Origin of the sequence: Mangrovimonas yunxiaonensis (assembly GCF_000733475.1) — a bacterium.
In the GTDB taxonomy this organism is placed as follows: domain Bacteria; phylum Bacteroidota; class Bacteroidia; order Flavobacteriales; family Flavobacteriaceae; genus Mangrovimonas; species Mangrovimonas yunxiaonensis.
On the sequence record NZ_JPFK01000008.1, the window covers coordinates 1 to 13,740 of the forward strand.

Below are 13,740 nucleotides of genomic sequence, written 5' to 3' on the forward strand. Positions count from 1 at the left end.
AGCGTAACGGATGATTGTGGCAACAGTGCTACCGAGACCGTGCGTGTATCTAGAATGTACGATGAGACCGATCCAACGATAGCCGATATAGACGACTATATGTTACCGGGTTGTAACACAGCGTGGCCAGATGATTTAACCACGAGCTGGAGTGACAACTGTTCCGATGGTGGTTCAATCGATTCTGATGGCGGTGTTGCCGATGGTTCAGATGGATGTATCCAGTACAGATTGTATACGTTCAGCGTAACGGATGATTGTGGCAACAGTGCTACCGAGACCGTGCGTGTATCTAGAATGTACGATGAGACCGATCCAACGATAGCCGATATAGACGACTATATGTTACCGGGTTGTAACACAGCGTGGCCAGATGATTTAACCACGAGCTGGAGTGACAACTGTTCCGATGGTGGTTCAATTGATTCTGATGGCGGTGTTGCCGATGGTTCAGATGGTTGTATCCAGTACCGCTTATATACGTTCAGCGTAACGGATGATTGTGGCAACAGTGCTACCGAGACCGTGCGTGTATCTAGAATGTACGATGAGACCGATCCTGTGATTACATGTCCAGAAGTGCCAAATGTGTGTAATGGCGAATTCCCTTCATTAACAGCAACTTGGTCAGACAATTGTTCTGCAGGAGGCACCTTAACCCTTGATGCGCCAAGTCGCATTGAAATGGGAGAAGATGGTTGTAGTGAAATTGGATACTACGATTTTGAAGTAACAGATGATTGTGGTAATACGGCAACTGAAACCTGTATTGTTGTTAGGGAGATTGATACCATTGATAACTGTGAAACAGCTTTTGCTAGAGCTGATGAAGGTGCTCAATGTTTTATTCCTGACTTTAGCAGATGGGGTTGGACAAATTATCTTCCATGTAAAGGGAAGTACACTATGGATCTGTGGGCCGGAGCAGCACATTGTAATGTAGATAACGGTGCCTTGGTAGGTACGGTTACGGTAAATTACTCTAATGAATCGGTTGTAGTGACGTATAACATAAATCAAGGTTATGTTATGAGCGAGGCTCACGTATATGTAGGTTGTGATCCTTATCCAATTCATAGAAATGGTAAGCCAACAGTTGCACCAGGACAGTTTCCATTTAATGCTTCGTACAGTGGTAACGTACAAAGTTACACTGTAGAGATTGATAATCTAGATGCAGATAACCATGGCGGTATTTATGTTATAGCACATGCTGTAGCTTGCGAAATAGCGTGTATGTGTAGCCCATCTGAAGATGATATGTGTTCTGATGACAATGGATATTCTACAACATATTCTGGAGAGTTCTATTGTGAGCCTGATTTAGATGGAGATCTGGTAGAAACTGCATGTGATGTTTGTCCAGAAGGTAATAACAATGATGATGCCGATGGTGATGGCACACCTGATGTGTGTGACGATACACCAGATGGCGGTGCCGGTCTAGTAGGCTTTACAGCTTATCCTGTACCATTTGAGTATGAAGTGAACATTGCTTATTACTTCGACTATAGTACAGATGTGACTATAGAGATATTCGATACAAAAGGTGCGTTAATCCGAAAAATTGTAAATCGTAGCTACATGCCTGGAACTAAAGGATTGGAGACGATAGACATGTCTAGAACAGATAATCAATTGTTCTTTGTAAGATTGAGCACAAATAAAGGCTCGTTGGTTAAGAAGATAATATCTTCTAAAACACAGCCGTAATATTTAATAACATTTTTAACTAAAAATAAAAGCCCAGCATTTGCTGGGCTTTTAATATTGGAGTGGTTAGTCTATCGTTTAATTTTTAATAAACTTAAAGGTATAGTTATAATCTTTCATGGTTAGCATGTACACCCCATTTTTTAAGTTAGATACATCTAACTTACCGTGGGTTGTAGTAATTTCTTTTGTAATGACTTGTTGCCCTAACACATTATAAACATTTACTGTAATAGGAGTAGTACTTGCAGTTTTTATGTTTAAAACGTCTTTGGTGGGATTAGGGAATATTGAAAAATCAGTTATGTTATGTGTTTCGTTTGATAGTGTTGAGCTATACGTATTATTTTCAAACCAATTTAAGTGATTTTCGCTAGAAGATATGGTAGCCATATCGAGATCACCATCGTTATCAAAGTCACTTAAAGTAAAGCTAAAAACATCATTCTGCGAATTGTCTATAACAATTTCGCTATTTGGATTGGAGTTTTCAAACCAAGTAACGGCATCTGTAGTATTGCTTCCAGAGTAACCAAAAGCAATATCATTTATCGAATTGTCATCTAAATCTGAAACTCTTGCAATTGCGGTGTATGATGAACTATTAGAGTTTGAATAGATGGTTTCGCTAAAGGTGCCATTACTTTGTTTATCGTAAACAGCAGCATTAGAATAAGCATCAACTTTTACAATTTCTAAATCGCCATTGTTATCTATATCACCAAAAGAAACATCTGTTAGGAAGTAATTTCCAGAGGATACATTATTGGTTTCCGATGTAAAGGTTGGGGTGTTTGTTTGCGCTAAATTATTGTTAAACAGTTTAACACTAGGTATTTGTCGGTAACCAATAACAATGTCTAAATCGCCGTCTTGATCATAATCACCAAGATCTAAACATGCTGGGGCCGAGTTGCTAATGTTGCTAATAATGTTTGCAGCACCAAAAAAACCAGAGCCATTGTTTGCATACCAAACAGCTTGATGGTTGTCTTGAACGGCAACGGCTAGATCAATATAACCATCGCCATTAATATCTCCAGCTTTTACTGATCCTGCTCTTGCTAGGCCATTGGCAATGATTTGTTCTGAACCAAAATTTCCATTACCTAAATTTTCAAACCATACTAGTTTATTCATGGTTTCAGAGCTAGCAACAATATCCTTGTCGTTGTCGCCATCTAAATCGGCTAAAACCAAGCCAGATATCATAGATAGGTTTGCGGTAATTAAAGGTTGTGCCGAAAACGTGCCATTACCGTTATTCTTGTACCACTCAATAGTATTGCCAATAGAAGTTCCTATAACAATATCAGGATACGAATCGTTGTCCATGTTTCCAGATTCAATTAATTTTGGAAAGGTTCCCGTATTTGTGGAAATGTTTTGTTTTGCTCCAAAGGGGCTTTGGCTAAAACCCACAAATACAGTTAATAAGTAGGCTAATGATAGTAGTATTTTTTTCATAACTAATTAAATTGTGTTGGGGTCAAACATAGATAAAAATGGTAATTACATCGAAAAAAAGTGTATTTAACCGATAAAATACATTGAAATGTAGTGCAAGACTTACTCCATAAAAAGTGTTTTCTTACAAAACGAATAATTTGATTATCAAAATGTTAATGGTAAAACCGATGCAGTTTTAAGTTAAATTAAGTAACATATTATGGCATTTTTTAGCAAAATGAGTTTTTTGTTTTAGGCTTTAGGGCATTAAAATCGTTAAAAAAGCAATATTTTTACCTTCCTAAACCCTTCACATGGATTTTTCACAAAAAATACAGCCCACCCATATTCCAAAACGATTAGCGGTAAAATTAACGGTTCAAGGCGAGCAATCGGTTGTTAAAGGGCATCCGTGGGTGTTTTCTAATAGTATTGTTAAAGTTGCAGATGAATCTAAAACCGGAGATCTAGCCATTATTTTTAGTAAAAACAAGAATAAATTAATTGGTTTGGGGCTATACGATCCATTTTCACCCATAAGAATTAAGGTGCTCACCAATACGCCCAATACCATTAACGAAGATTTTTTTAAGCAACAAATAGATTTAGCATTTCAAAAGCGAGCACCGTTGTTAGCAACCCAAACCAATAGTTACCGGTTAATTTTTGGAGAGAACGATGGGTTTCCTGGGTTTATTGCTGATGTATACAGCACAGTTTTGGTGGTGAAATTGTATTCGGAGATTTGGCAGCCTTATTTAACCCAAATACTACCATATTTAAGGCGTGTATCGAATGCCAAAACGGTTGTTATTCGGTTAAGTAGGCAGTTACAGAATTCTAAAACTATTCAATTAAAAGATGGTGATGTGGTATTTGGTGTATTGGAAGATGAAAATGTTGAATTTGAAGAGCATGCTGTAACGTTTTCTGCCAATGTTATTAAGGGCCATAAAACAGGGTACTTCTTAGATCATCGTGCTAACAGAAAGCAAGTAGGTGAGTGGAGCACAGGAAAAGATGTTTTAGATGTGTTTTCGTATGCTGGCGGGTTTTCGGTGCATGCTTTGTATAATGGCGCTAATAGCGTTACTAGTCTGGATATTAGTAAACAGGCTTTAGAAATTGCCCTTAAAAATGGCAAGTTAAACCCTTACACGGGTATTCATAAAACCATAGCCGGCGATGCTTTTGAAGAAATGCAAAAACTCATTGCCCATAACAAACGTTTTGATGTGGTGGTTATCGATCCGCCAAGTTTTGCTAAACAAGCTTCAGAAATTCCTTTGGCCAAAAAAAAGTATGCCCAATTAGCCGAACTAGGCGAGCAGTTAACCGCCAAAAATGGCCTTCTCGTTTTGGCTTCCTGCTCTTCTAGAGTTGCTGCCCAAGCGTTTTTCGATATAAATAAACGGGTTTTAAAAAACGCTAACAGACCCTTCGACATTATTTTAAAAACCGGTCATGATCTAGATCATGTTGTAAGTTTTACAGAAGGCCATTATTTAAAGTGTGGTTATTATCGGTTTAAGGCCTAGTATAACGTAAAAGCTAGTTTTTATGTTAAAACAGATGAAATTAATGTTATGCGTGCATACTAATTAAGTATATTTGTAGAACAAGCAATTTTATATGGTACAAACAGAACTTACCAAAATGTTAGGGATTAAACACCCCATAATTATGGCACCAATGTTTTTGGTCTCAAACACCGAAATGGTTAAACAAGCCATGCAAAATGGTATTGCAGGCTGTATTCCGGCATTAAACTACCGAACGTTAGATGAGTTGCGCACGGCAATAAAAGCATTAAAAGCGGCAAAACCAGAGGGCGGTTCGTTTGGCTTTAATTTAATAGTGAATAAGTCTAACCCCAAAGCATCAAAGCAGTTAGAGGTACTATGCGAAGAAGGTTGCGATTTTATTATTACATCGTTAGGAAACCCAAAAGAAACTATAGATAAAGCCCATGAAGTAGGCATAAAGGTGTTTTGCGACGTGACCGATTTAAAGTTTGCCAAAAAAGTGGAGCACTTAGGAGCCGATGCCGTTATTGCCGTTAATAGCAAAGCAGGGGGGCATAGAGGCAACCTCTCGCCAAAAGATTTAATTGCGTTACTAAAGGCCAATTGTAACATACCTATTATCTCGGCAGGAGGTGTAGGTAATAAAAACGAACTGGACGCGATGTTGGCTTACGGTGCCGTTGGAGTTTCTGTTGGGAGTCCGTTTATCGCATCAATAGAAGCCAGCGTTACAGACGAATATAAGCAAGCTTGTGTAGATTACGGCGCAGAAGATATTGTTGTTACCGAGCGTATTTCGGGGACGCCTTGTACCGTAATTAACACACCTTACCAACAAAAAATAGGGACTAAATCGCCGTGGATAGAACGTGTGTTGAATAAAAACAAAAGTTTAAAAAAATGGGTGAAAATGTTTCGGTTTTATATAGGCATGAAGGCCACCGAAAAGGCAGCTAAAAAGGCAACCTACAAAACGGTTTGGGTAGCGGGCCCAAGTATAGAACACACTAAGGATGTATTGCCAGTTAAAGAGATTGTAAAAAAACTCACGTCCTAAGTTTTAAAAAATGTTGATAAAGCGGTTAATAAAACCATATTTCATATTGTAAAACAGTTTGCTTTATACTATCTTTGCGATGTTATAAAAAATAAGCCATGTTTGAATTTGACCAATATTTAGGATTTTTAGCATTTTTAACCATTTTAACCATAGGGTTTTGGTTGATGATTTTTTTATTAACTTTCGTAGTACCTTACTGGATTTTTGGTTCAGCTATGGAGCGTTTAAAAGAAATTCGCGAAGAGAAAAAAGCTAAAAGAGCTCAAAAATAAATATTGTTTTTATAAAAAAATTAAAGGAAGCCATTGGCTTCCTTTTTTATTGTCTAGAAGTTAGAGGGACTAGCCCTCAAACTCCATATCCATGCCATTGCCATTTTCTCCTCGGCGTTGGCGTTGCTTTTGTTGATTGAATCTGTAGGTAAACGATAGGTTAAAACTACGTTCTCTCCATTGGAATTCGCTATAGCTATTAAACGTGTCTGTAAACGTGTCTGATTGACGTTTTCTGGTATTGAACAAATCGTTAACATTAAAGGCAATTGAAGCCCTTTCTGAAAATAAATCCTTACTAAAAGCTAAACTGGTCGAGAACATGCCTTTAGACTTGTTTTGAGCATCTTCTCTTGGTCCCATATAAAACAAACGGGTTTGCCAATCGATATTTCCAGGTAAGGTGTATTTGTTGTTTAACCTTACAAACCAACTTAGGTTTTCGTTGTCGTAAATAACATTGTTGTACGAGCCTTCGGTTTTAGAGTGGAAAAAGTTAAAGTTACCATTCATGTTCCACTTTTTAGTAGGTCTATACGTTAATGTAAACTCCAAGCCAAAGCGATCTTGCGAGGCTAGGTTAATTGGCCCACGTCTTACAACGGGAATGGGGTCCGGGTATTGGGACAGTAAGTTGTTAAAGTTAGGGTCGTTTTCGTTTACGGTAGCATTTATTTCTTCAAAATAGTAATTGTCTGTCTCTTGCGAAACAAAGTTGAAAATATCTGTTGCATGTTGAAAGTATACCGATGTGTTTAATGTAAGTTTACCAAACTTGTTTAAATACCCTAAATCGAAAATATTGGAGTAGGTAGGATCTAAATCTGGATCTCCATGAAACACACTTGTAGCACTACTTCTAGAAGGGAAAGGGTTAATAAACCTTGATCGTGGTCTTCTTATACGTCTGTTATAGCCTAAAGTAAAGCTTTGACCTTCCGAAACTTCATAGCCCAAATTAACGGTAGGGAAGAGTCCAGTATAATTTTTCTTGCCAAAATCGCCGCTTGTTTCTTGATCGATGGTAATACGTGTGTTTTCCATACGCAATCCTAAAAGGTAGGAGAACTTATTCTTTATTTTACTACCAAATTGGGCATAAACAGCGTTTATATGTTCTTTATAAATTAAATTGTTGCTAACCCCAGTATTTAGCTCAAAGCTACCATTTCTGTACTCTTCAAGTGCATAGTCGGTTTCCATGGTATTAAAGTTTCCTCTATAACCTAGCTCGAACTGGCTAGCTTCTCCTAAGGGGTGCACATAGTCTGTTTGAAGCAAGATTTGGTCTTGGTCTTCTAGAATAACCACCCTTTCAGAGTCTAAATTTCTTTGCTTTATTAACGCAAATTCGTTTTCGGTGCTGTTTTCGTATTGAAAATCTGCGGTTAATTTATGTTGGCTATTATCGTTAAACTGCTTATCAAAATTAAGGGCGTATTGTATGTTGGTATCTTCTTCTTCTTCAAACTCTAATCTGGTGTACTGGTCGTAAGCGGTTTCACTTATTTCCTTAATAGTATTTGTAGTTAAATCGTCGTCATTACTATCTCTATAAACCACAGATCCTGTAAGGGAAGCCGATTCTGTTACGTACCACTCAATACCAAAATTGGTTGTAAAGCTGTTTCTTTCTCTATCGAAATCCCGATCCTCAATTTGGAATAAGCTTGGTTGCCCATCTCTAAAATACTCGGTTTCGGTAAAGGAGTTTCCTGGCGCTTCCCGGTGGTTGTAACTGGTTGTGTTAAAGAAGTTAAAATTGCCTGTTCTGTAGTTAATATTACCAGAAACTCCAGCATTTTTTGGGTATCCAACGTTTGTGGTTATGGCTCCGTTAAGGCCTTGCAGTTTGCTTCGTCTTAGAATTATATTTAAAATACCGGCCGTTCCTTCGGCATCATAACGGGCAGAGGGCGAGGTAATAACTTCAACACGCTCTATAGATTCGGCTGGGAGCTGGCGCAGGGCATCTGTAGAGTTAAGCCCAACCAAGCCCGAAGGTTTGCCGTTAATAAGAATACGCACGTTGTCTTGGCCGCGCAGGGCGACATTGCCTTCAACATCTACAGAAACAGAAGGCACGTTATCCAGAACATCGCTTACGGTACCACCTCTTACCGTAAGGTCTTTCCCTACGTTGTATATTTTTTTGTCTAATTTCACTTCAACCGTAGTTCTTTCGGCAATAATTTCAACTTCATCTAGGGCTTCTGTACTAGCGGTAAGCGAAATGGTTCCTAAATTGGTATTTTTAGAGAGGTCTTGGTTCTCAAAAGTTTTTTTGTTAAATGAAATAAACTCTACCGATACATCGTAGATACCGCTTTTTACGGGAATACTAAAATTACCATCCATATCGGTAATCCCACCGGTTACGATGCGGTTTTCTGCTTTGCTAAAAAATGCTACGGTGGCATACTCTAAAGGCTGATTGGTGTTTTTTTCAATAATCTTTCCAGTTACTGTAACGTCCTTATTGTTTTGGGCTTGCATGCCTATTAAGGAAACAAAGACAGTAGCAATGGTAAAAAAGAGTTTATTCATGAGTTTTGGTTTCTATTTAAGACAACAAAACTATGCTAAGGTTTAGTAGGTATTGGTTAAATGTTTGTTAAATAAAAAAGCCCTGAGAACAGGGCTTTTTAAGGGGTTTACAAAATAGTTTTAATAGTTTCTGGCGGTCTTCCTATTACCGCTTTTTTGCCATTTATCACTATGGGGCGTTCAATTAGTTTTGGGTGTGAGACCATAGCTTGAATAATGGCTTCGTTAGACAGGTCTTTTCCTTTGAACTCTGTTTTCCAAATTGCTTCATTTTTTCTCACCAAATCTATTGGGGCAATACCCAGTGTATTAATTAAGGCCTCTAGTTCTGCCTTAGAAGGGGTGTTGTCTAGGTATTTTATAATTTCGAAATCTTTACCCGAATCTTCTAAGATGCCTAAGCCTTCTCTAGATTTGCTGCATCGTGGGTTGTGATATATTTTTATCATAACGTGTGTTTTAAAGGTTATAATGTTTCATTTTCTTCGGTCTGTTGACCCATCATCATAAGGTAGGCTTTTAAGAATTCTTGTAAGTGACCATCCATTACGGCATCTACATTTCCGGTTTCTTGGCCGGTTCTAACATCTTTTACCAGTTTATAGGGGTGCATAACATAATTTCTTATTTGGCTGCCCCATTCAATTTTCATTTTTTCGGCTTCGATATCTTCACGTTGTTCCATGCGTTTTTGGAGCTCGATTTCATAAAGCTGCGATTTAAGCATTTGCATGGCTCTAGCGCGGTTGTCGTGTTGCGACCGCGTTTCTGAACAGGAAATTTGAATGCCCGTAGGTTTGTGTGTTAGCTGAACCTTGGTTTCAACTTTATTTACGTTTTGCCCTCCAGCGCCACTAGAGCGTGCTGTGGTAATTTCGATATCGGCTGGGTTAATATCAATTTCTATACTGTCGTCTACCAGCGGATACACATAAACCGATGCAAAACTGGTATGGCGTTTGGCATTGCTGTCGAAGGGGGAGATGCGTACCAAACGGTGCACGCCATTTTCGCCTTTAAGCCAGCCAAAAGCGAAATCGCCCTCAATTTCGAGGGTAACGGTTTTTATGCCAGCAACATCGCCTTCCTGGAGGTTAAGTTCTTTAACCTTAAAGCCACTTTTTTCGGCATACATAAGGTACATGCGCATAAGCATACTGGCCCAATCGCAACTTTCTGTTCCTCCGGCACCGGCGGTTATTTGAAGTACAGCACTTAAGTCGTCGCCTTCGTCTGAAAGCATGTTTTTAAATTCTAAATCCTCAATTAAAGTAAGGGCCGAGCTGAACCTGGATTGCACATCCTCGGCGGTGGCTTCGTCTTCTTTGTAAAACTCGTAAATCACTTCTAAATCTTCTACAAGTGTTTTAGAAGCATTATAATCCTCGACCCATTTTTTCTTGGTTCGTAAGGATTTCATGATTTTTTCGGCAGCTTGCGAGTCGTTCCAGAAATTGGGATCGAAGGTTTGCTCTTCTTCGTTTTGAATTTCAATAAGTTTTCTATCTATGTCAAAGATAGTGCCTTAGTTTGTCAAGGCGGGTATTAAGATCTTTAATTTGATCTGAAGTAATCATAGGGTCTTCATTTTTCACAAAAATAACATTTAAAGTATGGGGAAAAAATAAAATCTTCCTATTAATTTAGTACTCAAAAACAAACCGATGATAGATTTACGAAGCGATACCGTTACTAAGCCAACACCAGAGATGTTGAATGTTATGATGCGAGCCAATGTTGGCGACGATGTTTATAAGGAAGATGAGACTGTTAATGCCTTGGAAGCTAGGGTAGCTAAGATGTTTGGTAAACCTAAGGCCTTGTTTTTTCCTACGGGAACTATGGCCAATCAAGTTGCTATAAAATTACACACAAACCCGGGAGAGCAGGTTATTTGCGATAAATATGCCCACATATATAATTTTGAAGGTGGTGGTATGTCGTTTAACAGTGGGGTGTCTGCTAAATTGTTAGATGGTAACCGCGGCATGTTTACGGCCAAACAGGTGGAAGACGCCATAAACCCACCAGATTTTTATCACAGTCCGTTAACCACGCTAGTGGCACTAGAGAACACCACAAACAAAGGCGGTGGTGCGTGTTGGGATTTGGAAGCAGTCAAAGCTATAAAGGCTGTTTGCGCTGCAAATCAGCTGGGGTTTCATTTAGATGGGGCGAGGCTATGGAATGCTTTAGTGGCAAAACAAGAAGATGCTAAAGTTTACGGGGCTATGTTCAATACCATTTCGGTGTGTTTAAGTAAGGGGTTAGGTTGCCCAATAGGTTCTGTATTAATAGGGGATGACGAGCTTATGCAACAGGCTATTAGAATGCGTAAGGTGTTAGGCGGTGGTATGCGGCAAGTAGGGTATTTGGCAGCTGCAGGTTTATATGCTTTAGACCATCATTTAGATAGATTAGCCGAAGACCATACAAAAGCCAAAGCGATAGGAGCGGTATTACAAACGTTAGCTGTAGTAAAAACCGTCGAGCCTATAGAGACCAACATTGTAATTTTTGAAGTAGATCCTTCACAGAACGAACGGTTTGTATCAACACTTAAAGAAAATAACATTTTAATAAGTAATATGGGGAGTGGTAAACTGCGTATGGTAACCCATTTAGATTATACCAATGCTATGCACGAAACCCTATTAAACACATTAAAAGCTATTTAAACATATCCATACCAGGAATGTTTGGCATGCCATCTTTGGCTACAGCAGCAAGTTCGGTTTCGTTTACTTTGGTTGCTTGTGCTATGGCTTTGTTTAAAGTTAGTACCAAATAATCTTCTAGCATGTCTTTGTCTTCTAGAAGTTCATCGTCTATTGCTATATTTTTAATGGTACGGTTGGCGGTTATGGTTACGTTTAACTTATTGTCGTTGCTAGACGCGTCAATAAGTACAGTATCTAAACGTTGTTTTGTCTCTTCAACTTTTTTTTGGGTTTCCTTTAATTTATTCATCATACCCATCATATCTCCAAACATAATCTTGTCTATTTTAAGTTAATCGGCTACAAAGCTATTTAAATTTTATATTTTTGCGCCTTTAAAGTTTTAAATTTCCCTTATTTGAAGATTAATAGCAACCAACCTCCAAAGGCAAAGAAAATACCTAAAGCGCTTGAAATACACGGCGATGTTAGGGTTGATGATTATTACTGGCTTAACGAGCGAGACAATCAGGACGTGCTAGATTACTTAAAAGCCGAAAACGACTATACAGAATTAAACCTAGCGCATACCAAAACTTTTCAGGAGAAGTTGTTTAATGAAATGAAGTCCAGAATTAAGGAGGACGACACTTCTGTACCTTATAAATTAAATGGCTATTGGTATATTACCCGTTTTGAAAAAGGAAAAGACTACCCCATTTACACAAGAAAAAAAGAAACCTTAGAAGCCGATGAAGAGTTACTTTTTGATTGTAACGAGATGGCTAAAGGCCTTTCGTACTTTAAGCTTGGCAGCATTTCTGTAAGCCCAGATAATACCTTGGCTGCTTTTTCTATAGACGAAGTAAGCAGGCGCCAATATGTTATTAAGGTTAAAAACTTAGTAACGGGAGAGGTGTATGAACCACAAATTAAAAACACCACCGGTAGTGTGTCTTGGGCCAATGATAATAAAACGCTATTTTATACCAAACGCGACGAGAAAACCTTGCGTGCGCACAAAATATTTAGGCACGAATTGCATACAGATGCCAGCCAAGATGTAGAAGTTTATCATGAAGAGGACGATACCTTTAACACCTTTGTGTATAAAACAAAGTCCAGAAAATATCTGGTTATTGGATCTTCAAGCACATTAACATCAGAGTATAGAATATTAAATGCCAATACCCCACAGGAAAATTTTAAGGTGTTTAACAAGCGCGAAAGAGGCGTAGAATATGCTATTGCCCATTATAACGACAGCTTTTACATTATAACCAATGGCGATGGCGCAAGTAATTTCAAACTTCAAAAAACAAGCGAAAACACCACAAGCAAAGCTTATTGGCAGGATTTAATTCCTCATAGAAAAGATGTGCTTTTAGAAGACATTGAAATATTTAAGGATTATTTGGTTTTATCAGAACGCAGCAATGGCTTAAACAAGTTGCGTATTTTAAGCTGGGATGGGGCAGAAGATTATTACATTCCTTTTGAAAGTGAAACCTATACGGCCTATACAGGCAACAACCCCGATTTTGACAGTGATGTTTTAAGGTACTCTTACAATGCCTTAACAACACCAACCTCAATAATTGATTACAACTTTAAAACCAAGACAAAAACCATAAAGAAGGAGCAAGTTGTCTTGGGTACGAATTTTAATAAGGACAACTATGCGTCCGAACGCATTTGGGCTACAGCAAGGGATGGCAAGCAAATCCCGATTTCTTTAGTCTATAAAAAAGACTTAAAATCGCCCGAAGGCAACCCGTTATTATTGTATGGGTACGGTTCATATGGCTCGACCATCGATCCGTATTTCTCCAGTATTAGATTAAGCCTTTTAGACAGAGGGTTTATTTTCGCCATTGCCCATGTGCGAGGTGGCGAATATTTAGGTAGAGATTGGTACGAGCAGGGTAAATTGCTGCAAAAGAAAAACACCTTTTCCGATTTTATTGACTGCTCCAAACATGTTATTAGCAAAGGGTATACCACCAAGGGGCATTTGTATGCCTATGGCGGATCGGCAGGAGGGCTACTTATGGGGGTAGTTATCAATGAAAATCCAGAATTGTATAATGGCGTTATTGCAGCCGTTCCTTTTGTAGATGTTGTTACCACCATGTTAGATGAATCCATTCCTTTAACAACTGGCGAGTTTGATGAGTGGGGTAACCCCAAGGAAAAAACGTATTACGAGTATATGAAATCCTATTCGCCATACGAAAATGTAACTGCTCAAAAGTACCCTAATTTACTTGTTACAACCGGATTGCACGATTCTCAAGTGCAATATTGGGAGCCTGCCAAATGGGTGGCTAAACTTAGAGAGTTAAAATCTGATACAAATTTATTATTACTGCATACCGACATGGATTCTGGTCATGGCGGTGCTTCGGGGCGTTTTGAGAGCCTAAAAGAGGTGGCTTTGGAGTATGTTTTTTTACTGGATTTGGAAGGAATTTCGGTATAGTTAAAAAAAATATGTATTTTTGCGAGGTTTT

11 protein-coding genes are annotated in these 13,740 nt (G+C 38.5%); 6 read left to right on the forward strand and 5 right to left on the reverse strand.

Annotation, left to right across the window (positions count from 1 at the left end; all coding sequences use genetic code 11):
• Nucleotides 1–1,713, forward strand: a 1,713-nt coding sequence (locus IA57_RS12650; protein WP_036123467.1) for a T9SS type A sorting domain-containing protein, incomplete at its 5' end; no start/stop codon positions are given.
• Nucleotides 1,714–1,791: 78 nt separating this feature from the next.
• On the opposite strand, the gene IA57_RS10905 is transcribed toward IA57_RS12650, so the two are convergent.
• Nucleotides 1,792–3,180 carry a T9SS type A sorting domain-containing protein gene (locus IA57_RS10905; RefSeq protein WP_036123471.1) on the reverse strand — a complete coding sequence of 463 codons (1,389 nt, stop codon included), beginning with the start codon at nt 3,178–3,180 and terminating at the stop codon, nt 1,792–1,794.
• 296 nt (nt 3,181–3,476) lie between these two features.
• On the opposite strand from IA57_RS10905, the gene IA57_RS10910 reads away from it, so the two are divergent.
• The 3 genes from IA57_RS10910 to IA57_RS12665 all read left to right on the forward strand — a co-directional run bounded on the left by IA57_RS10910 (nt 3,477) and on the right by IA57_RS12665 (nt 6,020).
• Entirely contained in the window at nt 3,477–4,700 is a 1,224-nt protein-coding gene (locus IA57_RS10910) for a class I SAM-dependent rRNA methyltransferase (protein ID WP_036123474.1), read from the forward strand.
• A 94-nt stretch (nt 4,701–4,794) separates the two neighbouring features.
• Nucleotides 4,795–5,745 (forward strand): NAD(P)H-dependent flavin oxidoreductase, encoded by a 951-nt coding sequence (locus tag IA57_RS10915; protein ID WP_036123478.1) that lies wholly within the window; start codon nt 4,795–4,797, stop codon nt 5,743–5,745.
• A gap of 98 nt (nt 5,746–5,843) precedes the next feature.
• Nucleotides 5,844–6,020, forward strand: coding sequence for a hypothetical protein (locus IA57_RS12665; protein WP_036123482.1), 177 nt, complete (start codon nt 5,844–5,846; stop codon nt 6,018–6,020).
• 69 nt (nt 6,021–6,089) lie between these two features.
• Here the strand turns inward: IA57_RS12665 and IA57_RS10925 are convergent, their stop codons facing one another.
• From IA57_RS10925 to prfB, 3 genes are all read right to left on the reverse strand, one after another.
• Nucleotides 6,090–8,567, reverse strand: a complete 2,478-nt coding sequence (locus IA57_RS10925; protein WP_036123485.1) for an outer membrane beta-barrel family protein — start codon at nt 8,565–8,567, stop codon at nt 6,090–6,092.
• A 107-nt stretch (nt 8,568–8,674) separates the two neighbouring features.
• The gene (gene arsC / locus IA57_RS10930; RefSeq protein WP_036123488.1) at nt 8,675–9,016 is read right to left on the reverse strand and encodes an arsenate reductase (glutaredoxin); all 342 of its coding nucleotides are present in this window, start codon (nt 9,014–9,016) and stop codon (nt 8,675–8,677) included.
• Nucleotides 9,017–9,033: 17 nt separating this feature from the next.
• Nucleotides 9,034–10,144, reverse strand: a protein-coding gene (gene prfB, locus IA57_RS10935; RefSeq protein ID WP_117595851.1) for a peptide chain release factor 2 whose coding sequence is annotated in 2 segments (ribosomal slippage) — nt 9,034–10,080 and nt 10,082–10,144 — 1,110 coding nt in all. Because the reading frame shifts where the segments join, the coding sequence is not laid out codon by codon here.
• An 87-nt stretch (nt 10,145–10,231) separates the two neighbouring features.
• Here prfB and IA57_RS10940 point away from each other — a divergent pair.
• Nucleotides 10,232–11,245 carry a threonine aldolase family protein gene (locus IA57_RS10940; protein WP_036123494.1) on the forward strand — a complete coding sequence of 338 codons (1,014 nt, stop codon included), beginning with the start codon at nt 10,232–10,234 and terminating at the stop codon, nt 11,243–11,245.
• Here IA57_RS10940 and IA57_RS10945 read toward each other — a convergent pair.
• On the reverse strand, nt 11,238–11,561 hold the full coding sequence (locus tag IA57_RS10945) for a YbaB/EbfC family nucleoid-associated protein (RefSeq protein ID WP_036123497.1): 324 nt from the start codon (nt 11,559–11,561) through the stop codon (nt 11,238–11,240). The genes IA57_RS10940 and IA57_RS10945 overlap by 8 nt on opposite strands.
• Before the next feature lie 84 nt (nt 11,562–11,645).
• On the opposite strand from IA57_RS10945, the gene IA57_RS10950 reads away from it, so the two are divergent.
• The gene (locus tag IA57_RS10950) at nt 11,646–13,709 is read left to right on the forward strand and encodes a S9 family peptidase (RefSeq protein ID WP_373283077.1); all 2,064 of its coding nucleotides are present in this window, start codon (nt 11,646–11,648) and stop codon (nt 13,707–13,709) included.
• Nucleotides 13,710–13,740: the final 31 nt, after the last annotated feature.